Annotated in this window: 19 protein-coding genes and 1 riboswitch; of the genes, 11 read left to right on the forward strand and 8 right to left on the reverse strand. The window is 48.8% G+C overall.

The genetic code is table 11. The annotated features are described in order from the left end of the window. Positions 1 to 9: 9 nt before the first annotated feature. The 3 genes from A7589_RS01010 to metG form a co-directional block, all read right to left on the reverse strand. On the reverse strand, positions 10 to 3,771 hold the full coding sequence (locus tag A7589_RS01010) for a DUF4132 domain-containing protein (RefSeq protein ID WP_000860759.1): 3,762 nt from the start codon (positions 3,769 to 3,771) through the stop codon (positions 10 to 12). A 12-nt stretch (positions 3,772 to 3,783) separates the two neighbouring features. Beyond that, a complete protein-coding gene (locus tag A7589_RS01015; protein ID WP_001215571.1) occupies positions 3,784 to 7,587 on the reverse strand; it encodes a DUF4132 domain-containing protein in 3,804 nt (1,267 codons plus the stop codon). Positions 7,588 to 7,726: 139 nt separating this feature from the next. Continuing rightward, on the reverse strand, positions 7,727 to 9,760 hold the full coding sequence (gene metG, locus A7589_RS01020) for a methionine--tRNA ligase (protein WP_010354047.1): 2,034 nt from the start codon (positions 9,758 to 9,760) through the stop codon (positions 7,727 to 7,729). Positions 9,761 to 9,892: 132 nt separating this feature from the next. Here metG and apbC point away from each other — a divergent pair, with 132 nt between their 5' ends. The 6 genes from apbC (at position 9,893) to A7589_RS01050 (ending at position 16,683) form a co-directional block, all read left to right on the forward strand. Next, complete coding sequence (gene apbC / locus A7589_RS01025; RefSeq protein ID WP_001005449.1) at positions 9,893 to 11,002, forward strand: iron-sulfur cluster carrier protein ApbC; 1,110 nt, start codon at positions 9,893 to 9,895, stop codon at positions 11,000 to 11,002. A 263-nt stretch (positions 11,003 to 11,265) separates the two neighbouring features. Further along, positions 11,266 to 11,544: a DUF2574 family protein gene (locus tag A7589_RS01030; RefSeq protein ID WP_032337105.1), complete on the forward strand. Its 279-nt coding sequence runs from the start codon at positions 11,266 to 11,268 to the stop codon at positions 11,542 to 11,544. Between the two features lie 291 nt (positions 11,545 to 11,835). After that, positions 11,836 to 12,378, forward strand: coding sequence for a fimbrial protein (locus A7589_RS01035; RefSeq protein ID WP_000682825.1), 543 nt, complete (start codon positions 11,836 to 11,838; stop codon positions 12,376 to 12,378). 84 nt (positions 12,379 to 12,462) lie between these two features. After that, on the forward strand, positions 12,463 to 13,137 hold the full coding sequence (locus A7589_RS01040; RefSeq protein ID WP_000677377.1) for a fimbria/pilus periplasmic chaperone: 675 nt from the start codon (positions 12,463 to 12,465) through the stop codon (positions 13,135 to 13,137). 15 nt (positions 13,138 to 13,152) lie between these two features. Then, the gene (locus A7589_RS01045; protein ID WP_108188690.1) at positions 13,153 to 15,633 is read left to right on the forward strand and encodes a fimbrial biogenesis outer membrane usher protein; all 2,481 of its coding nucleotides are present in this window, start codon (positions 13,153 to 13,155) and stop codon (positions 15,631 to 15,633) included. 15 nt (positions 15,634 to 15,648) lie between these two features. Further along, entirely contained in the window at positions 15,649 to 16,683 is a 1,035-nt protein-coding gene (locus tag A7589_RS01050) for a putative fimbrial-like adhesin protein (protein ID WP_000797965.1), read from the forward strand. Positions 16,684 to 16,764: 81 nt separating this feature from the next. On the opposite strand, the gene rcnB is transcribed toward A7589_RS01050, so the two are convergent. Both rcnB and A7589_RS01060 read right to left on the reverse strand, forming a co-directional pair. Beyond that, positions 16,765 to 17,103 (reverse strand): Ni(II)/Co(II) efflux transporter accessory subunit RcnB, encoded by a 339-nt coding sequence (rcnB, locus tag A7589_RS01055; protein WP_000155512.1) that lies wholly within the window; start codon positions 17,101 to 17,103, stop codon positions 16,765 to 16,767. A 218-nt stretch (positions 17,104 to 17,321) separates the two neighbouring features. Further along, positions 17,322 to 18,143, reverse strand: a complete 822-nt coding sequence (locus A7589_RS01060) for a nickel/cobalt efflux protein RcnA (RefSeq protein WP_108188691.1) — start codon at positions 18,141 to 18,143, stop codon at positions 17,322 to 17,324. 120 nt (positions 18,144 to 18,263) lie between these two features. Here A7589_RS01060 and rcnR point away from each other — a divergent pair, with 120 nt between their 5' ends. From rcnR to A7589_RS01085, 5 genes are all read left to right on the forward strand, one after another. Next, positions 18,264 to 18,536 (forward strand): Ni(II)/Co(II)-binding transcriptional repressor RcnR, encoded by a 273-nt coding sequence (gene rcnR, locus A7589_RS01065; RefSeq protein WP_000019944.1) that lies wholly within the window; start codon positions 18,264 to 18,266, stop codon positions 18,534 to 18,536. A gap of 91 nt (positions 18,537 to 18,627) precedes the next feature. Further along, positions 18,628 to 18,724: riboswitch (TPP riboswitch) on the forward strand. A gap of 34 nt (positions 18,725 to 18,758) precedes the next feature. Next, positions 18,759 to 19,547, forward strand: coding sequence for a hydroxyethylthiazole kinase (thiM, locus tag A7589_RS01070; RefSeq protein ID WP_001195573.1), 789 nt, complete (start codon positions 18,759 to 18,761; stop codon positions 19,545 to 19,547). Beyond that, positions 19,544 to 20,344: a bifunctional hydroxymethylpyrimidine kinase/phosphomethylpyrimidine kinase gene (gene thiD / locus A7589_RS01075; RefSeq protein WP_000822265.1), complete on the forward strand. Its 801-nt coding sequence runs from the start codon at positions 19,544 to 19,546 to the stop codon at positions 20,342 to 20,344. Before thiM ends, thiD begins: the two co-directional genes overlap by 4 nt. Positions 20,345 to 20,409: 65 nt before the next feature. Further along, positions 20,410 to 21,228, forward strand: a complete 819-nt coding sequence (locus A7589_RS01080) for a glycoside hydrolase family 25 protein (RefSeq protein ID WP_010353786.1) — start codon at positions 20,410 to 20,412, stop codon at positions 21,226 to 21,228. Positions 21,229 to 21,279: 51 nt separating this feature from the next. Further along, on the forward strand, positions 21,280 to 22,026 hold the full coding sequence (locus A7589_RS01085) for a GntR family transcriptional regulator (RefSeq protein ID WP_000434024.1): 747 nt from the start codon (positions 21,280 to 21,282) through the stop codon (positions 22,024 to 22,026). On the opposite strand, the gene A7589_RS01090 is transcribed toward A7589_RS01085, so the two are convergent. From A7589_RS01090 to A7589_RS01100, 3 genes are read right to left on the reverse strand one after another with little or no spacing between them, the layout of a single operon-like run. Continuing rightward, the gene (locus A7589_RS01090; protein WP_000012006.1) at positions 22,000 to 22,965 is read right to left on the reverse strand and encodes a carbohydrate kinase family protein; all 966 of its coding nucleotides are present in this window, start codon (positions 22,963 to 22,965) and stop codon (positions 22,000 to 22,002) included. The genes A7589_RS01085 and A7589_RS01090 overlap by 27 nt on opposite strands. Beyond that, positions 22,962 to 23,966: an ADP-ribosylglycohydrolase family protein gene (locus tag A7589_RS01095; RefSeq protein WP_000846197.1), complete on the reverse strand. Its 1,005-nt coding sequence runs from the start codon at positions 23,964 to 23,966 to the stop codon at positions 22,962 to 22,964. The genes A7589_RS01090 and A7589_RS01095 overlap by 4 nt, the downstream gene beginning before the upstream one ends. Further along, the gene (locus A7589_RS01100; protein WP_000858513.1) at positions 23,963 to 25,240 is read right to left on the reverse strand and encodes a nucleoside permease; all 1,278 of its coding nucleotides are present in this window, start codon (positions 25,238 to 25,240) and stop codon (positions 23,963 to 23,965) included. The genes A7589_RS01095 and A7589_RS01100 overlap by 4 nt, the downstream gene beginning before the upstream one ends. Positions 25,241 to 25,365: the final 125 nt, after the last annotated feature.

Raw genomic sequence — 25,365 nt, forward strand, 5'->3', positions numbered from 1 at the left:
GTTCTTTCCTTATTCAAACAGTGCTTCAATATCGTTAATCAGCTCGCTGGCGGTGATGTCGTCGAGCACGGAGAACTGCGCTTCCTGAGTTGAATTACTTCCCCAGCCATAACGCTCTGCTTTTCCATCCCATAGCCATAGTTTGCTTAAAAGTTGCTCGGCACTGAGTTCGGCTGGTGACATGCCTACCGCAAAACCTTCATCGATTTCCATGATTAACGACCAGCGACCAAGAGGTTTGATCATCCAGCCGATCCAGCCTGCATCCTGCGGTTCGCCACGCAACCAGCCTTTATTTGCCAGCCCCATGACCCGACCGCTCGGGCATTTTCTGCCTGTCCAGCGGGTTAGTTCGCTGGCATTGCGTTCGGCTTCTGTCAGGGGGTAACTGTTACGATCAAGCTGGCGGAACGGCGGTAACAGTTCGTAGTCGGCAAAAAGCTGACCAAAAGCGGCGGCATCCGTCGGTGATATTTCCAGAACGTGAGGGATACCAATAGAAATGGCTCCTTCTGGCAGAGTGAAGAGATCATCGTCAGCAGTACTGTAGCTGTTATCTTCCGCAACGCGAAAGCAAGCCAGTAGCTGGTTGTCGGTGCTATAAACGCCCCAAATCAGGCGGCGGGTTAAGTGGCGTACCAGTGGGTGCTCAACCAGAAAGAGCCGGAAGTTTTCCTCTGACCAGCGACGGCGCAGGCACATGGCGGATTCCAGCCTCGCTACCTGCTGGGCTGCGACGGTACGCGCATCTTTTTTCAGCAATTTGTAGAGGTTAACAGCATCGTTCGCCTGTGATTCATCATCGCTTTTATTCGGTTTAGGTAAGTCTTTCAGGCGGCTGCCGGAAACATCACGCACAAACGGTTTTAAGGTTTCATCAAAGCTGACGGTGAACTGGCGTGGGCCGAAATCCAGCAGCAGCGAACCGTTATCATCCAGACCGAGATCCGGTGCTAACCGGTCTTCAAGCTCCGCGACCGTGAGTTCGCGGCTCTCGGCAATGTCGGCAATCTTTTCTTTTGCCCGCTCCTGCAATGCTTTGAATTTTAGCTTCTGGGCGATACCGTTAAGTTGCATCAGAGCAATATCGCTGCCGATAGCGGCGAGAATATCCAGTCCGACGGTGGCCCGTTTATGCTGGGATTCGCCAGGCCATGCGCGGATAATCGGCGTCAGTCTGCGGGCGGTGTCATCGTTGCCGAGAACACCTAGCGCACTGAACGCCCAACTCTCTTTCGATGGCGCGCCAGCCGTCTGCCAGGCGATAAATAGATCCCAGGCAAATTCAGCCAGTGAGTCTGCGGTACAGACATCTTTCACCTGTAATAATCCCGGATACAGCGCGTCTTCCTGGGGGAAGCGGAGCATTTCGCCGAGGTGGAGGAGGGCGTTATCTGGTAGTGATTGGGCGTTTGCTTTTAATACCGGGCGCGTCCAGAGCGATGGCTGATAAAAGGTCGGAAGAGTAGGGATTTTTGTCGGGTGATTATCCAGCGGATCGAGAGCCAGCAGGGCGTTGATGGCGGCTGTTACTTCCGGTTGGTTATAACGCAGGGCGACTTGTTCCAGTAATGGCTGATGACCATTTTCAGTCAACATACGCAAGGCGGCGCGGGCATTATCCTGGGCTTCACCGGCTTTGCCGAGCGCCGCTGGCAGCAGGCCGGTAATGGCATGTTCAGGGTATTTCAGAAGCCAGGTACGGGCGTCTTGTCGTAGGGTTTTGAGTTTGTTGAAGGCGCGAGCGACAGCGGGTGCCAGCTCACTCGCTGCGAAGTAATTGGTGATTGGCATAGCTTCTTGTGGATAACGTGTAATTGAGTTCACTAACCCCGGTAAACCCATGAGACCCAGATGTAACATGACGTATTCGGTATCGGTATGTGGGGATTGAGTAAGGGCATTCCATGCTTTTACTGCTTTCTCCATCGGCAATGTTGTCAATATCCCCAAATTCCAATAATGCCCGGTAGATGAATGAAACAACTTAAATTTACTTATTAATGTTGAATAATCTTCATTTAGCCATGCCTCAACTGCGGCTCCGGGAGCTTTAATATATGTACCATCGACCCGTCGTTGAAAACCCATCCTTGCCAACAGGTTGGTCATACTTTCTTCATGACTAACTGTGATGTGTTTTGAATACCAGATATATTTGGTCAAAAGTTTATTACTGAGTTCTTTTGTCAGATAACAGAGTGGTTCGAGGATTAATGGCGCTAAGTCCAATACTGGCATTACAGATTTTTTCTTTTTCGAAAGCCACGGGGGGGAGACTACTACGGCTGGCAGCATATCGGCGCAGGCATGGTTTGAGGATTGTGTCAGTTGTTGCTGGCATGATTTCAGCACTGTAGCTGCTGGCGACGTTAGCCAGGGAATTACCCGTTCTGCTAATGCTGGTTGAGAGATAAGCATTGTCATCAGCATCATACGCCAGCTTTTTTCCTCTTTTTGCGCCAGCAATTCAGCTAATGCCGCCATAGCAGCATGTGGAAAGCGAGCGAAAGCCTTTATCATCCGTTCGTGGCAACGCTTTCCTTGCTCGCTCGCATGGATAAGCGACGTAAGTGCCTGCGGGTGGTTGATATGCATCAACACTTCACCGCATGTGTCGCCGGAAGCATAAGGGATGAAACGGGCTAGCGCAGCGACACGTTGTTCCTGAAGTACCGTCGCACACCAGATTTTACCGCAGTAATAATCATCAAATACCTGCCCTGGGTGCCCAGGATGGTATTTTTCCAGTTCCGTCAATACCTGCTCATCTGTGGCCACTAGTTTTAGCCATTCCAGCGCATATAACCCTTTTTGCCCGCAAAGACGTCTGGCAATTTCATGAGCTACTTCTGGTTTTTCTGGCAACAATAACGCAACTAGTGGCTGGTTCCAGGCAGGCATGTTTCCGAGTGCAGCAATCAGTTTGCCGGCGCAGCGTTGCCATACCTCGTCATTTGCTAGTGACAGATGCTTACGCAGGCGCATTTCAATTGCGGCGAACCGTGACAGATAATCAGGCTGCGTCTTAGCCGGAGTGACCGTAATAAGACTGGCGTCATAATTCCAGCTAAAACAGATGGATTGCCACGCAATGATCACTTCAGTGGCATATTCCAGACCACCTTCCTGGACAATTTGATCCAGTAACTCTTCGTGATCATTACGATTGAAACCTTGTTCCAGAGCAACCAATACCGCCAGAACTTGTGGCGGTAGCGTGGTATGAATGGGGGAGTCGATAAGGTCGACAGCCCGGGCTATTGCTTGCTGCCAGTCCGGTGAACAGGCGCTGTAATCAAAGGTGACCATCTTTTTAAAACGCCGATGAGTATTTGCGGCGACGGTGCGAAGTAGAGTTAATTTACCATCTTGTGGCACAGGATTGCCTGGCCAGCGTCGATGACTTAGAGTTGTTGGGGCTACTTCTGTAGGCAGAATGATTTGGGCATCGTCTGCCAGCCAGGGAAGAGTAGCTCCAGCAGATGTTGGTTTGGCTTGTGGCAAAGGGGGTATTTCAGAGCTTTCGGTAACTTTGGCGAGGGCTGATGACGGTGTTATTACAATGTTCTCCGCCACATACCCCTTTTTCGTTTTCTCCGCAATCAACTTCAGCTCCGCCTTTTCCGCCGCCGCAGCGTCCGCAAAGTTTTTTACCTGGCTTTGCCCGGTGGTGCCGACCTTACCCCAACTTATATGCAACTCGTTTCCCTGCTGCTCAACCGCCCAGAATTTATGTGATTTTTCGTCCTGATAAATATAGGTTTTCATTGTTAAATCCTTTTAATCAAACAGTGATTCAATATCGTTAATGAGTTCGCTGGCGGTGATGGCATCAAGCGCCGAGAAAGTGAGCGAGGACTGTGTACTGTAGCGTTCCCCTGGCGAAGTGATTTTTACGCTTTCAACAGGTAGTAAATCGCCATAACCCGTTTCACCATAAATCAATGAGAAAGGTTCTGTTTCAAGTTCGAGATCGCCATAAAGGGTAGATTTGCGCATTGCATAGACGCTGCCGCTTTCTTCCAGGCGTTGCCAGCCTCTGCGTTCCAGTCCGACAATGCGCCCGGCCTGGCAAAGCCGTCCGCTCCAGCGTGTCAATTCATGGGCGCTGCGTTCATTGTCAGCAAGGTGGTAACTACAACGGTCGAGCTGTTGGAAGGGGGGAAGCAGTTCGTAATCAGCGTAAATTTGCCTGAATGCAGCGGCGGATTCAGGGGAGATTTCCAGCACATGCGGAATACCGATGTTCCCTGCTGGCAGCGTGAATAGCTCATCCTGTGCATTGCTGTAAGTTCTGTCTTCTGCCACGCGGAAACAGGTCATAAGGGTGTTTTCATCGTTATATACCCCCCATAACAGTCGTCGGGTTAAGTGACACATCAACGGATGTTCTGCCAGGAACAGGCGGAACTGCTCTGCCGTCCAGCGTCTGCGCTGGCACATAGCCTGTTCCAGGCGAGCAATCTGCTGGCTGGCTATGGCGCGTACATCTTTTTTCAACTGTTTGAAGAGGTTAACGGCGTCAGTTGCCAGTGTTTTATCATCGCTCTGGTTTGGTTTGGGTAAATCTTTCAGAACTTTGCCGTTTGCGTCGCGCACCACGGGTTTTAAGGTTTCATCAAAACCAACGGTGAATTGACGTGAACCGAAATCAAGTGTCAGAGAACCGTGGGTATCAAGTCCTAAATCTGGAGCCAGGCGGTCTTCCAGTTCGGCCATTGTCAGCCCGCGATTTTCGGCGGCCATACTGATTTTGTCGCGGGCATGTTCCTGTAATGCTTTGAATTTAATCTTTTGCGCAATGCCATTAAGCAACATCAGCGCAATATCGCTGCCAATATCAGCCAATACATTCAGCCCGGAAACCGCCCGTTTATGCTGGGATTCCCCCGGCCAGGCGCGGATGAGCGGGGTTAATTTACGCGCGGTGTCGTCATTGCCTAAAATCCCAAGCGAAGTAAATGCCCAGTTTTCTTTTGCGGGGGCGCCAGCTTCTGTCCAGGCGGTATACAGATCCCAGCCAAATTCAGCCAGTGATTCGCGGGTGAAGGTTTCTCTAATGATATCCAGCCCAGCGTAGGCGGTAATGTCGCGAGGAAAGCTCAACATAGTGCCGAGGTGGCGCATAGCGTCATCTGGCAGAGGCAGGTTGTTACTTTTAAGCCGTGGTCTGCGCCATAAGCTGAACTGATAAAAGCCGGGCAGAGGGGCGATTTTGGCGGGATATTCTTCCAGCGGATCGCTATCGAACAATGTTGCCAGCGCAGCTAAAACATCAGGTTGGTTATACCCTTGGGCGATTTCCTCAATCGTTTCTCGCTGGTTTAATTTCACCAGCAGGCGGAGCGCCTGGCGGGCATAATCACGATCTTTTCCTTGTTTGCCCAGTGCCACAGGAAGTAGCCCGGCGGCGGCATGGCGTGGGAATTTAGCCAGCCATTTTCGGGCATCTTCAGCAGACATTGTTTTCTGTAATCGCTGCGCCATCTGTAATGCTAATTCGCTGACGCCCAGGAAGAGAGTGAATATCCACAACTGTTGTGGCTTACGTTGCAGACATTTCATAAACGCAGGAATGGCCGCATCACCAAAAATCGCCAGAATCTCTTTCTCGCCGGAGAATTCTTCTTCATTGATTATTTGATTGAGGAAAGAAATAGCATGTTGAGTGGGTAGGAAACAGAGAGCGTACAACTGCCAGGATTTACTGCCTTTGTTATGGTATTGCGCAAACTCTGCTTTCAGCGCCGGGAAATCGAAACGTAACAGGGCATCAACTGCGCTTTGTGGCATTATTTTTTTTTCGTATTGTTCTTCTCCGGTTCTGCGCCATTCCTTAAACCCCAGTCGCCAGAGAATTTGTTGTTCTGGTGTAAAAGGAATGAAAGATGTCTCCCAGCTTTCTTTTTCAATTAGTGGCAGATCGGTAAATAATGTTTGCTGTGATGCCTGATATTTTGCGATGTCACTGAATCTGGATATGTCAGTATAACTGATTAATTCTGTAATTCCTGGTGTGATATCAGTGACGGCAGGAACGGGAAGTATCGGTAAATCAAATACGGGTACTGCATTCTTTTTCTTATTTATTACCCACGGTGGCGAAGTAAACAGCTCTGGCAACATATCCGCAGTGGCATATTCACATTCTTCAGTCGCAGGTTGCGGACGACATTCAGATAAGATACCTGCCGCTTTAGCATTAACCCAGGGAATAACGTCACATACCAACTCTGGCGTGGCGGTAATCAGTTTGACAAGTGCGTTACGCCACTGTGCATCTTCATGTATTGCCAACAAAGTAGCATAAGCGGCAATAGCCGCAGCAGGATGTTTTTGACAGGCTTTGCTTAAGTATTCCAGGTGCTTTTTCTTGCCAATTACACCGAGGATCAGAATTTGAATCGCATCCGGGTGATTCGTTTTCCATAGCCATTTGACAAGGTTTTCGGTTTCACTGATGCGCTCGAAGAGATAACAGGGATTGTCAGAATGATCTTCCGTTAACTCAAAAAGTATCCGACTTACACCATGCACCCCATGATTCGCCACCAACATTGCCAGATAAGCGCGAAAATTACGATGCAATGATGGGAAGTCGTATTTTTCCACTGTATTCAGTGCAGCATCATCGGTTACCACCAGTCTTAACCAGGTCATCGCCGGAACGTTTTGATCTGCATAACGTAGCGCCATGGCATTGGCGATATCCGGTCGTTCAGGGATCAGTAGCGCCGCAAAAGGTTGCCGTGCCGGGGAGAGCGAGGGAATAGCAGCAAGTACTTTATCTACACAGCGTTGCCACTCATCTTCTGAAGCGAGTGAAAGATGATGACATAGACGTTGATGCCAGTTCGGTAGCGATTCTGCTTCGAGATTGGGAGGAATTATGGTCGTGACGGCGGCTTTTACTGTTTTATATCTAAGTTGAAGAGCGAGAAGGGTGATTTCAACGGTAGTTTCCAGGCCACAACGAACGACTAAGTCATCGACCAGTTCATCTGTTGAGTAAGAGTTCCAGGAGTGCCAGAGTAATGCCGCATCAGACTGCGCACTACCTGTCTGTAGATTATCCTGGATTCGCAACTGTAATTCGGCAAACGCCTGCTGCCAGTTTTCCGGATAAGAACTGTAGTATTTTTTTAAATCATATGCATAAGTGCTATCTGCAATGCGCTTCCATACCTCACCTTTATTGCGCAGATAATTAATTTCTCTTGGCCTGGTGCGATGAGGAAAAGCAAATCGATTAATATCGTCAGTTAACGCAATGGCTGCATCATTAGCAAGCCATGGGCGTTTGTTTTTACTTACAACTGCAGTTTTAACTTCAGAAGGGGGGCTTTCTTTTGTGACTGGCGGGAGAACCATATTTACCGAGTCACCTTCCACATAACCCTTCTTCATTTTCTCCGCGATTAGCTTCAGCTCTGCTTTTTCCGCAGCAGCAGCATCCGCAAATCTTTTTACCTGGCTTTGCCCGTTGGTGTCGACTTTTCCCCAGCTAATATGCAGTTCGTTTTCCTGCTGCGCCACCGCCCAGAATTTATGTGATTTCTCGTCCTGATAGATAAAGTGTCTCATTCTGCATCCCTGTAATTTTATCCAGTTTAATACAGATGCTAACAGCATTTGCGCAGGTTACAGAGCGACAAAAAGGCGAGAAAACAACTTTAGGAATTTATAAAGAAAAGGCGCTGTCGATGCAGCGCCTTGAAGGGGATTATTTCACTTGATGACCCGGTTTAGCACCGGCATCCGGGCTTAACAGGAAGATATCTTTCCCGCCAGGACCTGCGGCCATCACCATGCCTTCGGAGATACCAAAGCGCATTTTACGCGGTGCCAGGTTAGCCACCATAATGGTGTGACGACCAATCAGCGCCTGCGGGTCCGGGTAGGCAGAACGAATGCCGGAGAAGACATTGCGTTTTTCACCGCCGAGATCCAGCGTCAGGCGCAGCAGTTTGTCAGAACCCTCAACAAACTCTGCGTTTTCAATCAGCGCCACGCGCAGGTCAACTTTGGCGAAGTCGTCAAAGGTGATGGTTTCCTGAATCGGATCATCAGCCAGCGGGCCAGTAACTGGCGCGGCAGTGGCTTTCACTTCTTCTTTAGAGGCTTCCACCAGTGCTTCAACCTGCTTCATGTCGATGCGGTTATACAGTGCTTTGAACGGATTAACTTTGTGCTCCAGCAGCGGTTGCTGGATGCCATCCCAGGTCAGTTCCGTATTCAGGAACGCTTCCGCACGCTCGGTCAGTTTCGGCAGTACCGGTTTCAGGTACGTCATCAGCACGCGGAACAGGTTAATGCCCATTGAGCAAATCGCCTGCAGGTCGGCATCGCGACCTTCCTGTTTCGCCACCACCCACGGAGCCTGCTCGTCAACATAGCGGTTAGCCAGGTCAGCCAGCGCCATGATTTCGCGCACAGCTTTACCAAATTCGCGGCTTTCCCACGCTTCTCCAATCGCTTCGGCTGCATCGGTAAAGGTTTTGTACAGTTCAGGGTCTGCCAGCTCGCTTGCCAGCACGCCGTCAAAACGTTTGTTGATAAAGCCCGCGTTACGGGAGGCCAGATTCACCACTTTGTTCACGATATCGGCATTTACACGCTGAACGAAATCTTCCAGGTTGAGATCGATATCATCAATACGCGAAGAGAGTTTCGCGGTGTAGTAGTAGCGCAGGCTGTCGGCGTCAAAGTGATTCAGCCAGGTGCTGGCTTTAATGAACGTGCCGCGAGACTTGGACATCTTCGCGCCGTTCACCGTTACATAGCCGTGAACAAACAGATTGGTCGGCTTGCGGAAGTTGCTACCTTCCAGCATGGCTGGCCAGAACAGGCTGTGGAAGTAAACGATATCTTTACCGATGAAGTGGTACAGTTCGGCGGTGGAATCTTTCTTCCAGTACTCATCGAAGCTTACGGTATCGCCACGCTTGTCGCACAGATTCTTGAAGGAACCCATGTAGCCAATCGGTGCGTCCAGCCAGACGTAGAAGTATTTGCCCGGCGCGTTCGGAATTTCAAAACCGAAGTACGGTGCGTCGCGGGAGATGTCCCACTGTTGCAGGCCGGATTCAAACCATTCCTGCATTTTGTTTGCTACCTGCTCCTGCAACGCGCCGCTGCGGGTCCATGCCTGCAACATTTCGCTGAAAGAAGGCAGATCAAAGAAGAAGTGTTCGGAATCACGCATTACCGGCGTAGCGCCAGAAACCACTGATTTCGGCTCGATCAGTTCCGTCGGGCTATATGTTGCGCCGCAGACTTCGCAGTTATCGCCGTATTGATCCGGTGCTTTACATTTCGGGCAGGTGCCTTTCACAAAACGGTCCGGCAGGAACATGCCTTTTTCCGGATCGTACAGCTGAGAGATGGTGCGGTTTTTAATAAAACCGTTCTCTTTCAGGCGAGTATAGATAAGCTCAGACAACTGACGGTTCTCTTCACTGTGCGTTGAGTGATAGTTGTCATAGCTGATGTTAAAGCCTGCGAAATCAGTCTGATGCTCCTGACTCATTTCGCCAATCATCTGCTCCGGGGTGATACCAAGCTGCTGGGCTTTCAGCATGATCGGTGTACCGTGGGCATCGTCGGCGCAGATGAAGTTGACCTCGTGGCCGCGCATTCGCTGGTAACGGACCCAGACATCAGCCTGGATGTGCTCCAGCATATGGCCGAGGTGGATTGAGCCGTTAGCGTACGGCAGTGCGCACGTCACCAGAATTTTCTTCGCGACTTGAGTCATAGTAGGCATTACTTCTTAGTAGTGAAAAGGGGTTAGATAGTACCAAATGGGAAAATGTTAAGTAAGTACTTATCTATTTTCTTCAGGTAAACTATTTAGCTGATGGTTTATCTATATAAATAAGGAGTCGGGATGAACGAACAATCCCAGGCCAAATCACCAGAAGCCTTGCGCGCAATGGTCGCCGGGACACTGGCTAATTTTCAGCACCCAACCCTGAAGCATAACCTTACCACGCTGAAAGCGTTGCATCATGTCGCCTGGATGGACGACACCCTGCATGTGGAGCTGGTTATGCCGTTCGTCTGGCATAGCGCGTTCGAAGAGTTAAAAGAGCAATGTAGCGCCGAATTGCTGCGTATCACCGGGGCAAAAGCTATCGACTGGAAACTGTCGCATAACATTGCCACCCTGAAACGCGTTAAAAATCAGCCGGGAATTAACGGCGTGAAGAACATTATCGCGGTCAGTTCCGGCAAAGGCGGCGTGGGTAAATCCTCCACGGCAGTAAACCTGGCGCTGGCGCTGGCGGCGGAAGGCGCGAAAGTCGGCATTCTGGATGCCGACATTTATGGTCCGTCTATCCCAACCATGCTGGGGGCAGAAAATCAGCGCCCGACCTCGCCGGACGGGACTCACATGGCACCGATTATGTCTCATGGCCTGGCAACCAATTCAATTGGTTATCTGGTCACTGACGACAACGCGATGGTGTGGCGTGGTCCGATGGCGAGCAAGGCGTTAATGCAGATGTTGCAGGAAACTTTGTGGCCGGATCTCGACTATCTGGTGCTCGACATGCCGCCAGGCACCGGTGACATTCAATTGACACTGGCGCAAAACATTCCAGTAACCGGTGCAGTCGTGGTCACCACGCCGCAGGACATCGCGTTGATCGACGCGAAAAAAGGCATTGTGATGTTCGAGAAAGTCGAAGTTCCGGTGCTCGGTATTGTCGAGAACATGAGCGTCCATATTTGCAGTAACTGTGGTCACCATGAACCGATTTTCGGCACTGGTGGTGCAGAGAAACTGGCCGAGAAATATCACACACAGTTGCTGGGGCAGATGCCGTTACACATCTCCTTACGTGAAGATCTCGATAAAGGCACGCCAACGGTTATCAGTCGTCCGGAAAGTGAATTTACCACTATCTACCGCCAGCTGGCTGACCGCGTGGCTGCCCAGCTCTACTGGCAGGGTGAAGTCATTCCTGGCGAGATTTCCTTCCGCGCGGTCTAACGCGTATTAACCTTTCTGGTCATTCCTTATACACCGCAGCAATAATATATTGATGCGGTGTATTTATTTTTGTGGCTTTAAATGAACACTTTTTTAATGCTGCAAATATTCAGCGGATCTTAGTCCTAAACTGTACAAAGTAGATTGATCGTACAGGTAAAGCCTCTTTATCATCCTTCGTGGCTGTGTAGTGGATGTACAGCTATAGTTTGTTATGCACTCAATCTATCCAGGCATAACCTTTACTACAGGGATAACGTTCAATGAATAAGTATTGGCTGTCAGGAATTATTTTTCTCGCTTATGGATTGGCGTCACCCGCGTTCTCATCAGATACTGCCACATTAAATATCAATGGCAGGATCAGCCCCCCGACATGCAGTATGGATATTGTTAATAGCCAACCCCAACAGCATTGCGGTCAGGTATCGCAAAGCGTTGATACCCGTCATCGTATTTCTTCGCCGGTAAAAGGCGTTACTACAGAGCTGGTAGCGGGCAACGATAGCAAACGTCGAATCGTATTAAATCGCTACGATTAATCAGGCAACACTGTTTTAATCATATTTTGAAAGCTCAAATCACTCTTATGAATGATTTGAGCTTTTTTATATATTTGAAGAATGTGGTTAACAATAAATTATATCAATTAATAGATGGGATAAATATTTAACTCTTTTAAGTATTTGTTGTAATTATATTGCAATGGTTAATTTGCTTTAAATCAATAAAACAATGTGTTTACATTGCGGTAACCTTTTTGATGTGAGAAATTTGTTTCCACGAGATACAGAGTCTTAACAATCAAAATAAATTCTATTAAGGAACCTATTATGAAACATTCAATTATTGCTGCCGCTGTCTTTTCTTCTTTTTTCATGAGTGCTGGCGTATTTGCTGCAGACGTTGATACCGGAACTTTAACCATTAAGGGGAATATTGCAGAGTCTCCGTGTAAATTTGAAGCGGGTGGTGATTCAGTAAGTATTAATATGCCAACCGTACCAACCACTGTCTTTGAAGGTAAAGCGAAATATTCTACCTATGATGATGCCGTCGGTGTAACCAGTAGCATGTTAAAAATTAGCTGTCCGAAAGAAGTAGCTGGTGTAAAACTCTCGTTGATCACCAATGATAAAATAACCGGAAATGATAAGGCTATAGCCAGTAGTAACGATACCGTGGGTTATTATCTCTATTTAGGTGATAACAGTGATGTACTGGATGTTTCAGCGCCTTTTAATATTGAAAGCTATAAAACAGCGGATGGTCAATATGCGATTCCGTTTAAAGCAAAATACCTGAAACTGACAGAAAGCTCAGTGCAATCAGGTGATGTGGTATCTTCTTTAGTTATGCGTGTGGCTCAGGATTAATAATTAAATAAATTTGCAAGCTTCTCCAGGCAATAAACATGGCCGCTATCCCCATGGCGGCCTTTTAATTCAAGGGGCATTAAGATGAAAGGATTATTACCTTTACTCATTTTTTCTATGGGCATTCCCGCCCATGCCGGAATTGTCATCTACGGGACGCGAATTATTTACCCGGCAGAAAAAAAAGAAGTGATGGTGCAGTTGATGAATCAGGGAAATCGCTCTTCGCTGCTGCAGGCGTGGATTGATGATGGCGACACGTCGCTGCCACCAGAAAAAATTCAGGTTCCTTTCATGTTAACGCCGCCAGTGGCAAAAATAGGAGCAAATTCCGGGCAGCAAGTAAAAATTAAAATTATGCCGAATAAGCTGCCTACTAATAAGGAGAGTGTTTTTTATCTGAATGTTCTGGATATTCCACCAAATAGTCCAGAACAAGAAGGCAAGAATGCACTGAAGTTTGCGATGCAAAACAGAATCAAATTGTTTTACCGACCGTCGGGTATTGCTCCGGTAAATAAAGCAACGTTTAAGAAATTACTGGTAAATCGTAGCGGCAATGGACTGGTGATAAAAAATAATTCGCCGAACTGGGTGACTATTTCCGATGTAAAAGCGAATAATGTCAAAGTCAATTATGAAACCATCATGATTGCGCCATTAGAAAGCCAGAGTGTTAACGTCAAAACTAATAATACGAATAACTGGCATTTGACCATTATTGATGATGATGGCAACTATATTAGCGACAAAATTTAATTGCAGGAGCTGCCTATGTTGAGAATAACCCCACTCGCATCAGCAATCGTTGTGTTATTGCTCGGCATTGAAGTTCATGCAGCAGAAGAAACCTTTGATACCCATTTTATGATGGGCGGAATGAAAGACCAACAGGTTGCTCATATTCGCCTGGATGATAATCAACCTTTACCGGGCCAGTATGACGTCGATATTTATGTCAATAAGCAATGGCGTGGAAAATACGAGGTTATCGTTAAGGATAATCCCGAAGAAACATGCCTGGCGAGAGAAATTATAAAGCGGTTAGGTATTAATACCGATAACTTCGCCAGTGGCAGTCAATGTTTAACATTAGAGCAACTTGTTCAGGGCGGGAGCTATGCCTGGGATATCGGTGTTTTTCGTTTAGATTTCAGCGTTCCGCAAGCCTGGGTTGATGAACTGGAAAGTGGTTATGTTCCGCCGGAAAACTGGGAACGGGGTATTAATGCTTTTTATACCTCTTATTATATGAGCCAGTATTACAGCGACTATAAAGCGTCGGGTAATAGTAAGAGTAGTTATATTCGTTTTAACAGTGGATTAAATCTGCTGGGGTGGCAACTGCATTCTGATGCCAGTTTCAGCAAAACGGATAACAATCCAGGAGTTTGGAAAAGCAATACCCTGTATCTGGAACGCGGATTTGCACAAATTCTCGGCACGCTGCGTGTTGGTGATATGTACACCTCAAGTGATATCTTTGACTCTGTTCGCTTCAGCGGCGTGCGACTGTTTCGCGATATGCAGATGTTGCCTGACTCGAAGCAAAATTTTACCCCACGGGTGCAGGGGATTGCGCAGAGTAACGCGCTGGTAACTATTGAACAAAACGGTTTTATTGTTTATCAGAAGGAGGTTCCGCCAGGCCCATTTTCGATTACTGACCTGCAATTAGCGGGCGGTGGAGCGGATCTTGATGTTAGCGTGAAAGAGGCTGACGGTTCGGTTACCACGTATCTGGTGCCTTATTCGGCGGTGCCAAATATGTTGCAACCGGGCGTGTCGAAATATGATTTTGCGGCGGGTCGTAGCCATATTGAAGGAGCAAATAAGCAAAGCGATTTTGTTCAGGTCGGTTACCAGTATGGCTTTAATAATTTATTAACGCTGTATGGCGGCACGATGATTGCCAATAATTACTACGCGTTTACTCTTGGGACTGGCTGGAATACACGCATTGGCGCAATTTCTGTCGATGCAACAAAATCTCATAGTAAGCAAGATAATGGCGATGTTTTTGACGGACAAAGTTATCAGATAGCCTACAACAAATTTGTGACTCAAACATCGACGCGTTTTGGCCTGGCAGCCTGGCGTTATTCTTCGCGCGATTATCGGACGTTTAACGATTATGTCTGGGCAAATAATAAAGATAATTATCGTCGCGATAAAAATGATGTCTATGATATTGCCGATTATTACCAGAATGATTTTGGCCGTAAAAATAGCTTCTCTGCCAATATGAGCCAGTCATTGCCCGAAGGCTGGGGTTCTGTGTCATTAAGTACGTTATGGCGAGATTACTGGGGGCGTAGCGGCAGCAGTAAAGATTATCAGTTGAGTTACTCCAATAACTTGCAACGGATAAGCTATACCCTCGCAGCAAGTCAGGCGTATGACGAGAATCATCATGAAGAGAAACGCTTTAATATTTTTATCTCGATTCCCTTTGACTGGGGTGATGACGTCACGACACCACGGCGGCAAATATATATGTCTAACTCAACGACGTTTGATGATCAGGGGCTTGCCTCAAACAATACAGGAATATCGGGAACGGTTGGGAGCCGCGATCAGTTTAACTATGGTGTCAACCTGAGTCATCAGCATCAGGGAAATGAAACGACAGCTGGTGCAAATTTAACCTGGAACGCGCCGATGGCGACAGTGAATGGTAGTTATAGTCAGTCCAGCACGTATAGGCAGGCTGGAGCCAGTATTTCAGGGGGCGTTATCGCCTGGTCTGGCGGTGTGAATCTGGCAAACCGTCTTTCTGAAACGTTTGCTGTGATGTATGCACCAGGAATTAAAGATGCCTACGTGAATGGACAAAAATATCGCACGACAAATCATAATGGGGTGGTGGTATACGACGGAATGACCTCTTATCGGGAAAATCACCTGATGCTGGATGTGTCGCAAAGCGATAGCGAAACAGAATTACGCGGTAACCGGAAAATTGCCGCCCCTTATCGCGGTGCGGTCGTGCTGGTTAATTTTGATACCGATCAGCGCAAGCCCTGGTTTATAAAAGCGTTAAGAGCGGATGGACAACCATTAACGTTTGGTTATGAAGTCAATGATATCCATGGTCATAATATTGGCGTTGTCGGTCAGGGAAGCCAGTTATTTATTCGCACCAATGATATACCGCCATCGGTTAATGTGGCAATTGATAAACGACAAGGACTTTCATGCATAATCACCTTCGGTAAAGAGATTGATGAAAGTAAAAATTATATTTGCCAGTAATAGTCAGGTGGTTCTATGAAAAATAGTATAATGTTATTTATATTCATGATGATGGTTATACCTGCGAGCTATGCGGCATGTTATGGAGAGTTGTCAGCGCAGCATAATTTGGTTGTTCAGGGGGATTTTGCGCTAACTCAAACACAAACAGCGACATATGAACATAATTTTAATGATTCGTCATGCGTGAGTACGAATACCATTACCCCCATGAGTCCTTCGGATATTATTGTTGGGCTTTATAACGATACCATCAAATTAAATTTACATTTTGAATGGACTAACAAAAGCAGCATCACATTATCAAATAACCAGACCAGTTTCACCAGTGGTTATTCAGTAACGGTGACATCGGCAGCCAGTAACGCGAAAGTGAATGTTTCTGCGGGGGGCGGCGGAGCAGTGATGATTAATGGTGTCGCGACATTATCCAGTGCTTCATCAACAACGCGTGGGAGTGCCGCAGTACAATTTTTATTGTGTTTGTTAGGAGGAAAGTCGTGGGATGCATGTGTGAATAGCTACAGAAATGCATTGGCACAGAATGCAGGTGTCTATTCCTTTAGTCTGGCATTGTCATACAACCCGATAACAACGACCTGCAAACCTGATGATTTATTAATTACTTTAGAGAGTATTCCCGTTTCACAGTTACCAGCCACAGGTAACAAAACAACAATAAATAGCAAGAAAGGGGATATTATTCTGCGTTGTAAAAATTTATTAGGTCAACAAAATCAAACATCACGGAAAATGCAGGTGTATTTATCAAGTTCTGACTTGTTAACCAGCAGTAACACGATACTGAAAGGTGCGGAAGATAATGGCGTAGGATTTATTCTTGAAAGTAATGGTTCGCCAGTCACACTTTTAAATATCACTGACAGTAGTACAGGATATACAAATTTAAAGGAAATTGCGGCGAAGTCAAAAATTACAGATACAACGGTCTCAATTCCAATAACAGCCAGTTACTATGTTTATGATAAAAACAAAGTTAAATCTGGCGCACTGGAGGCTACCACATTAATCAACGTGAAATATGACTAATAACAAGTAAGACGAGCAAGTGGCTAATAATAAAAAATAACAAGGTGTCTGCATTTCCCCCTCATGATGAGGGGGCTTTTTTTAGCGATGGTAAAATATTTCGCCGTCGTAGGCTTTAATGATTTTACCGTCAGTGTCGTTGATCAACACATATGCGCCACCCATATAGGTCCAGTGGGTTCCGGCGTCAGGCGCAGGCAGGTTACGCAACTGCCACTGCTTAATATTGTACTCATCGGTGCGGTACATCTCTGGAACGGTATCGCCTGGTTTGAAATGCTTGAAGTCAGCGATGAAACTGCTCAACTCATACTTTGAAATTCCAGAGGCATTGGTCGAACCCGCAGTGGCCGGTGCGGCCCACGCTACGCTGGTTGCCAGCAACAGCGCACCCAACAATAACTTATTTCTTATGGTCATATACTCTCCACGTTGGGGATCAGTAAAATCAGTCGCATATCTTTCCTGTCATACAATATAACCGACAAGCGATATTTTGTTAGTGATCCCATGATTTCGTAAAAAGTGTAAATGAAAGGATGCTGTAAAAGCATCCTCATCGGGCGAAGAGTCAGCGGAAATAGCTGATTTAAGAATCATCCTGGGTTGAAGATAACATGCAAGCCCAAAGGATTGAGTTATCGCATTATGCCCATAACGCCATGCACGCCCATATACACTCCGACTAAGCCAATTAACAGGCTGGAAAAATAGGGGGCTTTTTTGGCGAGTGTGTTAAAGCCGCTCCAGCGTTTTGCCACTTGCTGGACACTGATTGCTGCGCCAACGCCCACGGTGACCAGCGTTAACGCGAGGCCAATACTGAAGCTAACTACCAGAGTTGCTCCCAGAGTGAGGGCTTTCAGTTGAATACAAATCAGCAGCACAATTATCGCTGCAGGGCAGGGGATCAGTCCGCCAGTCAAGCCAAACAGTAAAATCTGCCAGTTCGTGACTTCCCTGCCATCAAAGCGTCGTTTAATGTCATTTGCGTGAGCCAGCTCATGGGCGTCCTGATATTCGACATTCTCGCCATGTTCGTGATGGTGATGATGTTCGTGATCATGGTCATGATGGTGGTGCTCGTGATCATGCCCGTGCATATTCTCAAGCCAGTTTCGTTCACCGCGCCATGTGCGCCAGAACATCCATAATGCGGTGCCGAGAATGATGACCGCAGAAATTAACTGTAGCCACGGTTCCGCCGACTGCGCGGTAAAGCGTTTGCTGATCACCATCCCGCCAAAGGCAATCAACCAGACTACCGCAGTATGCGAAATGGTTGCTGCCAGTCCAAGCATTACCGCCTGTTTAATCGTACCTTTAATGGCGATGATAAACGCCGCCATCATCGTTTTTGAGTGCCCTGGCTCCAGGCCATGAAGCGCACCAAGTAAGATGGCGCTGGGAATAAAAAACCAGGCGTTTCCTTGCTGAAGAAGAGTGGTAAATTCGGTCATGATAATAATTCTTAGTATTAAATGGATGCAGAGATTCTACTCCCCCCCAGTACATGATACTACCCCCCAGTAGATTAATAGTGCTATGATTTTTCATTATCTTGTTAACCAGGTGTTGCCATGTCTCATACCATCCGCGATAAACAGAAACTGAAAGCGCGTGCCAGTAAGATTCAGGGCCAGGTCGTTGCGCTTAAGAAAATGCTCGATGAACCGCATGAATGCGCTGCCGTTCTACAACAGATTGCCGCCATTCGTGGTGCGGTAAACGGCCTGATGCGGGAAGTGATTAAAGGGCATCTGACGGAACACATTGTTCACCAGGGTGATGAACTAAAGCGTGAAGAAGACCTGGATGTTGTCCTTAAGGTGCTGGATTCTTATATAAAATAGTTCCGTAACGTTATTGTAATACTGCCGTTTTTCCTCGTTTACAACGTGCGCGCCGGACATTAACATCCTCCTTTGCGATTCATCATCGCAACCAAACGACTCGGGGTGCCCTTCTGCGTGAAGGCTGAGAAATACCCGTATCACCTGATCTGGATAATGCCAGCGTAGGGAAGTCACAGACCGCCAGGTCATTGCTTCTTCACGTTATGGCAGGAGCAAATTATGCAAGTCGACCTGCTGAGTCCGGCGCAATCTGCGCCCGTGTTACACCTTTTTCACCAATATTCCCCCCTTGTGCATTGCATGACCAATGATGTGGTGCAAACCTTTACTGCCAATACTTTACTGGCGCTCGGCGCATCGCCAGCGATGGTTATCGAAACCGAAGAGGCCAGTCAATTTGCGGCAATTGCCAGTGCCTTGCTGATTAACGTTGGTACATTGACGCAGCCACGCGCACAGGCGATGCGTGCCGCCATAGAACAGGCAAAACGCTCCCAAACGCCCTGGACGCTTGATCCAGTAGCGGTTGGTGCACTCGATTATCGCCGCCGTTTTTGTCTGGAACTCTTGTCTCATAAACCAAGCGCCATACGCGGTAATGCTTCGGAAATCATGGTATTAGCAGGCATCGCTAATGGTGGTCGTGGTGTGGATACCACTGACGCCGCCGCCAACGCGTTGCCCGCCGCACAAACTCTGGCAAATGAAACTGGCGCAATCGTCGTGGTCACTGGCGACGTGGATTATGTTACCGATGGTTGTCGCACCGTTGGCATTCATGGCGGTGACCCGTTAATGACCAGAGTAGTAGGAACTGGCTGCGCATTATCGGCAGTTGTCGCTGCCTGTTGTGCATTACCAGGCGATCAGTTGAAAAATGTCGCATCTGCCTGTCACTGGATGAAACAAGCGGGAGAACGCGCAGTCATCAGAAGCAAAGGGCCGGGCAGTTTCGTCCCACATTTCCTTGATGCGCTCTGGCAGCTGACGCAGGAGGTGCAGGCATGAAACGGATTAACGCTCTGACGATAGCCGGTACTGACCCGAGCGGCGGCGCGGGGATTCAGGCCGATCTTAAAACTTTTTCGGCACTTGGCGCTTACGGCTGTTCGGTAATCACCGCGCTGGTGGCGCAAAATACCCGTGGCGTACAGTCGGTGTATCGCATTGAGCCTGATTTTGTCGCCGCACAGCTTGATTCGGTGTTCAGCGATGTGCGAATCGACACCACCAAAATCGGCATGTTGGCAGAAACCGATATCGTTGAAGCGGTAGCAGAACGGCTGCAACGTTATCAGATCCAAAACGTGGTGCTGGATACCGTCATGCTGGCGAAAAGCGGCGACCCTCTGCTTTCACCTTCGGCGGTAGCCACGCTGCGTAGTCGATTATTGCCACAGGTTTCATTAATTACTCCGAACTTGCCGGAAGCAGCCGCTTTGCTCGATGCGCCACACGCGCGTAATGAACAGGAAATGCTGGAGCAGGGACGTGAATTATTGGCGATGGGCTGTGGCGCTGTGCTGATGAAAGGCGGTCATCTGGATGATGAACAAAGCCCGGACTGGTTGTTTACTCGCGACGGCGAACAACGCTTTGCTGCGCCGCGTATTATGACCAAAAACACCCACGGCACCGGTTGTACGCTCTCTGCGGCACTGGCGGCGTTGCGCCCGCGTCATACAAACTGGGCTGATACCGTTCAGGAAGCAAAAAGCTGGCTGTCGGCAGCGTTAGCCCAGGCAGACTCACTGGAAGTCGGCCACGGAATTGGTCCGGTTCACCACTTCCACGCCTGGTGGTGAGCACCGTACTATAGCTGCTTTGGTTATTGTCAGCTTTTTTGCGCTGAAATTCAGGGATGAAACTAATGCAGCTAAAAATCGTCAGTCGCAAAAAATTCACCGCCTTGTTATGCGCTCTGGGGCTAATTTCCATCGTTGCGATTTATCCCCACCAGACGGTGAATTTTTTCTATTCGACAGCAGTTCAGATCAAAGACTACATTCACTTTTACGGTTATCGCCCGGTCAAATCTTTTGCTATTCGCATTCCTGCCAGTTACACCATTCACGGAATAGATGTTTCACGCTGGCAGGAGCGGATCGACTGGCAGCGGGTGGCAAAAATGCGCGATAACGGTATCCGCTTACAATTTGCCTTTATTAAGGCGACGGAAGGCGAAAAGCTGGTGGATCCATATTTTTCGCGTAACTGGCGTCAAAGCCGCGAAAATGGCCTACTGCGCGGGGCGTATCACTATTTTTCCCCGTCGGTAGCTGCGCCGGTTCAGGCTCGATTATTTCTGCAAACGGTGGATTTTACACAAGATGATTTTCCTGCGGTGCTGGACGTAGAAGAGCGGGGGAAATTATCGGCAAAAGAATTACGCAAGCGGGTCAGTCAGTGGTTAAAAATGGTTGAAAAGAGCACGGGAAAAAAGCCGATTATTTATGCTGGTGCGACGTTTTATCACACTAATCTGGCGGGATATTTCAATGAATATCCGTGGTGGGTGGCTCACTATTATCAACGTCGCCCGGACAATGACGGCCTGGCCTGGCGTTTCTGGCAGCATTCCGACCGTGGACAGGTGGATGGCATTAATGGTCCGGTAGATTTTAATGTGTTTAATGGCACGGGGGAGGCGTTGCAGGCATTCGTTCATGGGATTAAAGAAACGCCTTAAATAAGAAGCAGTGATATACTCCCACCAGACTCCCCGGCAGGAAAAAGACAAATGGAACAAGCGCATACCCAGCTTATCGCCCAACTGAACGAACGTATTTTAGCGGCTGACAACACGCCGCTTTATATTAAGTTTGCCGAAACGGTAAAAAATGCCGTGCGCAGCGGGGTGCTGGAGCATGGCAATATTTTGCCCGGCGAACGCGATTTAAGTCAGTTAACCGGCGTTTCGCGCATTACGGTGCGCAAGGCGATGCAGGCGCTGGAAGAAGAGGGTGTGGTGACGCGTTCGCGTGGTTACGGCACGCAGATCAACAACATTTTCGAATACTCGTTAAAAGAAGCGCGAGGCTTTTCGCAGCAGGTGGTGTTGCGCGGTAAAAAGCCCGACACGCTGTGGGTTAACAAGCGAGTGGTAGAGTGCCCCGAAGACGTCGCGCAGCAGCTGGCGGTTGAAGCAGGAAGTGATGTCTTCTTGCTTAAGCGCATTCGCTACGTGGATGAAGAAGCGGTATCGATTGAGGAGTCGTGGGTTCCTGCGCATTTAATTCATGATGTTGATGCCATCGGTATTTCTCTTTATGACTACTTTCGCAGTCAGCATATTTTTCCAAAGCGTACCCGTTCCCGCGTTAGCGCCCGAATGCCGGATGCCGAGTTTCAGTCACATATTCAGTTAGATAGCAAAATACCGGTGCTGGTGATCAAGCAAGTGGCGCTTGACCAACAGCAACGGCCAATTGAATACAGCATCAGTCACTGTCGCAGCGATCTATACGTTTTTGTGTGCGAGGAGTAGTTCCTCGCGCGTTGGCGCGCAATCACCGCCGCGATGTCCGACAACCCACGACGCCACCGCATTACCCAGCAGCACTGCATCTGCCAGTGACAGACCGGATGCCAGCCCGGCAAGTACGCCACCTGCATGGCTATCACCTGCACCAATCGTATCAACGACTCGCGTTGGAAATGCCGGAACACAGCCTGATGCGTTGTCGCTGAAATACCAGGCACCTTCTTTATCCAGACGAACGACCAATGGCGCGGCAAATTTCTCCTGCCACTGCTTGCCAGTCGTTGTTATATCTGCGGATAAACGAAAACGTTCGGCAGCAATTTCAGCCTCCTGGCGATTAAGCGACACCAGCGGTCGACAAGCCATGATGCGCGCAAGTAATGCATCCGGGATATCGCCAATACGAGGGCCAAAATCAATAAACGGCGTCACGTCTTGCAGTCCCTCCAGCCAATCCACCAACAATTCGCCGCAAGGCGAGGCCAGTTGATAACCAGAAAAATAGAGCAGGCTACCAGGTGTAACGGTTAGTCGCGCCAGCCACTGGTGATTCCACTGATTTTCCACGCCGCTGAACGACATAAAAGTGCGTTCGCCATCCGGCTCAACTAGCGCCAGACACCAGCCGTTATCGCCTTCGGCATTATCGATCAGGTTGATTAATCCCTCTTTTGCCATTCGGTTGCGAATAATCTCCGCCCACACCCCCTGACCGAGCGGCAAGGCGTTACCCGCTTCGATACCGAGACGCTTTAACGCCACGGCAATGTTCAACGCACAGCCGCCAACATTTACGCTCTGCTGTTTCAGTTCGATATCGCACCCGCGCCAGGGCAGGGCGTAAGCGTCGGCGATCACATCAATGACCGCCGCACCAATTACCATAACCGGCTGACGCGTCGTTAATTGTGGCAGCAGCGTGTGTAACCGAGCGCCGCTCATACCGCCTCCCGTTGTTGGCGATACTTCGCCAGCGCCGTGGCGTAACGGTTGAAATCAAGCTGATTTACCGCATCCAGCTCTGCCTTTAATGCCGGATCGATAGCATTAACGCTATGCAACGCGCCACAAATCGCCGTTGCCATCGCGCCGATGGTGTCAGTGTCGCCGCCAAGATTGGCGCACAGGACGGCGCAGCGGTTAGGATCGGTTTGTGCCAGTTCAACCAGCGCAATGGCGCACGGAACGGACTCGATAGTGCTGGTGCCCGCGCCAACCACCTGGTAAAGCTGTTCGCTGGCGGATTCGGTGCCGTCGGAGTGACGAACAATCTTCAGCGCAATCTCCAGACGTGCCGCCAGTGAGGCGCTGAACGTAGTGATGCGTTTTTGTTGAGCATGTCGCGCAATCGAAGGCAGCGAATCGACAATCGCTGACCAGCTTTCTCCATCAATGGCACGAGAAATCGCCCATGCGATGACTACCGCACCTGCAATCGCCAGATCGGATTTATGGGTCGGGCTGGACGCCAGCGCCACATCATCAATAAAGGAATCAACATCGCGCGCCGGAAGCAAACAACCCAATGGTGAGACGCGCATCGCGGCACCGTTGGTCACGCCATTGTTTTCCAGTTCGGCAACGGGTTTACCGTCGCGAATGGCGTTAAGCGCAATTTTTGAGGTCGGGCCAAGCACGTTTTTGTTGAAGGCGTCGAAACGCAGCGCCCAGTCGAGAATATTACGCCCAATCAGATCCGGGTCGATCTCGCCTTCACGTTCCAACAGCGCATCCGCCAGACACAGCGCCATCGAGGTATCATCGGTGAATTCGGCGCGGTTAAAATAACAGGCCGCGTTATTCTCCTTTGGTCCAGGCAGAAATCGGTCAATCCAGCCAAAGTGCGCTTTGACGCGGGAACGAGGCCAAAGCTCGGAGGGCATCCCCATCGCATCCCCTAACGCCTGCCCGTAAAGAGCACCGAGAATACGTTCTGTTTTCATTTTGCTTCCTCTTGTGTCAACGCAATATCGCGATCATCGACTTTGATAGCCGTAATTTCGTTGTCGGATTCGCGGAAAAAAATCATGAACAGCACGGCGATAATGGCAATCATCACCGCGCCGAAAGTCCACATTCCAGCCCAGTTGAAAGTCAGGCCGTTTACCGGCTCCTGATAAGCGAACATCTTTTCCATCATCACGCCGCCAAGACGATAACCGAGCAAACTGCCGAAGCCCTGGCAGCAGAGCGTGATCAGCCCCTGCGCGGCGGTACGCATATGCACGGGAGCTTTTTTATCGACATAGATGTAGGCGGTAACGTAGTAAAAATCGTAACTTACGCCGTGCAACAAAATGCCGAGGAACAATAGCGCATAGGTGAAATATTCATCCGCACTGCCGTAAATAAAGAAGCCATAGCGAATTGCGGCAGTGACCAGACCAAGCAATAATACCTTTTTGATACCAAAGCGTTTGGTGAAAAATGGCAATGCCAGCATAAAGAAGATTTCAGAGAACTGGCCGAGCGTCATCCAGCCGGTGGCATTTTTCATGCCGACTTCGGTCAGATAACCGTTGGCAAAGATGTAATAGAATGCCAGCGGCATCGCAAACAGGAACGAACAGAAGAAAAAGACGAGGAAGTTTTTATCGCGTAGCAGGATCAGCGCATCCAGGCCGAGCATGACTTTAATGTCCATTTTGCCTGTGCTTTTTGGCGGCGTGTCGGGCAGGAAAAACGCAAACACACCGAGCAGAGCAGAACTTGCGGCGGTAATCAGCAGTGGAATATTGGTCGGTGAAATATCGGCATAACCCAGCATTTGCGGCAAGAATCCACATGCCAGACCGGAGGCAATCCAGCCGATAGTGCCCATCACCCGAATGCGCGGGAAATCACGCTCCACATCCGGCACGTTGGCAAAGGCGATACTGTTAGTCAGCGCAATGGTCGGCATATAGGTTAGCGAGTAGGCCAGCAGTAACGGGAAGAACCCGGCAAAAGTAGTTTGCTGTGCAGCGAAGTACATCAGCACTGCGCCAGCGAACATCAATACAGCCAGCACTTTTTGCGCTGAGAAAAAGCGGTCTGTGATGGAGCCAACCAGAATCGGCGACAGGATCGCCGCAATGGCGGTACAGGCATACGACCAGCCAATTTCTCCGGCACTAAAACCACTTTTACTTAACCACAACCACAATGGCACAAACCACGCGCCCCAGATAAACCATTCAACAAACATCATGAACGACAGCTTTGCTGTTGTTTTCATCTGTTAATTCCTTCATGACAGGTAATGTAAGGTACGCGCTGACAATACCATCAAATAATACCTTTTAAATACCTTTGCGGTGAAAACTTGACCGCTGTAACACTTTTTCTGATGAATCGAGCCAA

Origin of the sequence: Escherichia sp. MOD1-EC6475 (assembly GCF_003046645.1) — a bacterium.
Taxonomy (GTDB): Bacteria; Pseudomonadota; Gammaproteobacteria; order Enterobacterales; family Enterobacteriaceae; genus Escherichia; species Escherichia ruysiae.

Bases quoted from the DNA above. Each gene is read 5' to 3' on its own strand.
- A7589_RS01080 (WP_010353786.1), top strand. From the start codon at position 20,410: ATGCAGCTAAAAATCGTCAGTCGCAAAAAATTCACCGCCTTGTTATGC.
- apbC (WP_001005449.1), top strand. From the start codon at position 9,893: ATGAACGAACAATCCCAGGCCAAATCACCAGAAGCCTTGCGCGCAATG.
- A7589_RS01050 (WP_000797965.1), top strand. From the start codon at position 15,649: ATGAAAAATAGTATAATGTTATTTATATTCATGATGATGGTTATACCT.
- A7589_RS01090 (WP_000012006.1), bottom strand. From the start codon at position 22,965: ATGAGCGGCGCTCGGTTACACACGCTGCTGCCACAATTAACGACGCGT.
- A7589_RS01045 (WP_108188690.1), top strand. From the start codon at position 13,153: ATGTTGAGAATAACCCCACTCGCATCAGCAATCGTTGTGTTATTGCTC.
- A7589_RS01040 (WP_000677377.1), top strand. From the start codon at position 12,463: ATGAAAGGATTATTACCTTTACTCATTTTTTCTATGGGCATTCCCGCC.
- A7589_RS01095 (WP_000846197.1), bottom strand. From the start codon at position 23,966: ATGAAAACAGAACGTATTCTCGGTGCTCTTTACGGGCAGGCGTTAGGG.
- A7589_RS01035 (WP_000682825.1), top strand. From the start codon at position 11,836: ATGAAACATTCAATTATTGCTGCCGCTGTCTTTTCTTCTTTTTTCATG.
- metG (WP_010354047.1), bottom strand. From the start codon at position 9,760: ATGACTCAAGTCGCGAAGAAAATTCTGGTGACGTGCGCACTGCCGTAC.
- rcnB (WP_000155512.1), bottom strand. From the start codon at position 17,103: ATGACCATAAGAAATAAGTTATTGTTGGGTGCGCTGTTGCTGGCAACC.
- thiD (WP_000822265.1), top strand. From the start codon at position 19,544: ATGAAACGGATTAACGCTCTGACGATAGCCGGTACTGACCCGAGCGGC.
- A7589_RS01085 (WP_000434024.1), top strand. From the start codon at position 21,280: ATGGAACAAGCGCATACCCAGCTTATCGCCCAACTGAACGAACGTATT.
- A7589_RS01100 (WP_000858513.1), bottom strand. From the start codon at position 25,240: ATGAAAACAACAGCAAAGCTGTCGTTCATGATGTTTGTTGAATGGTTT.
- A7589_RS01015 (WP_001215571.1), bottom strand. From the start codon at position 7,587: ATGAGACACTTTATCTATCAGGACGAGAAATCACATAAATTCTGGGCG.
- rcnR (WP_000019944.1), top strand. From the start codon at position 18,264: ATGTCTCATACCATCCGCGATAAACAGAAACTGAAAGCGCGTGCCAGT.
- thiM (WP_001195573.1), top strand. From the start codon at position 18,759: ATGCAAGTCGACCTGCTGAGTCCGGCGCAATCTGCGCCCGTGTTACAC.
- A7589_RS01060 (WP_108188691.1), bottom strand. From the start codon at position 18,143: ATGACCGAATTTACCACTCTTCTTCAGCAAGGAAACGCCTGGTTTTTT.
- A7589_RS01030 (WP_032337105.1), top strand. From the start codon at position 11,266: ATGAATAAGTATTGGCTGTCAGGAATTATTTTTCTCGCTTATGGATTG.
- A7589_RS01010 (WP_000860759.1), bottom strand. From the start codon at position 3,771: ATGAAAACCTATATTTATCAGGACGAAAAATCACATAAATTCTGGGCG.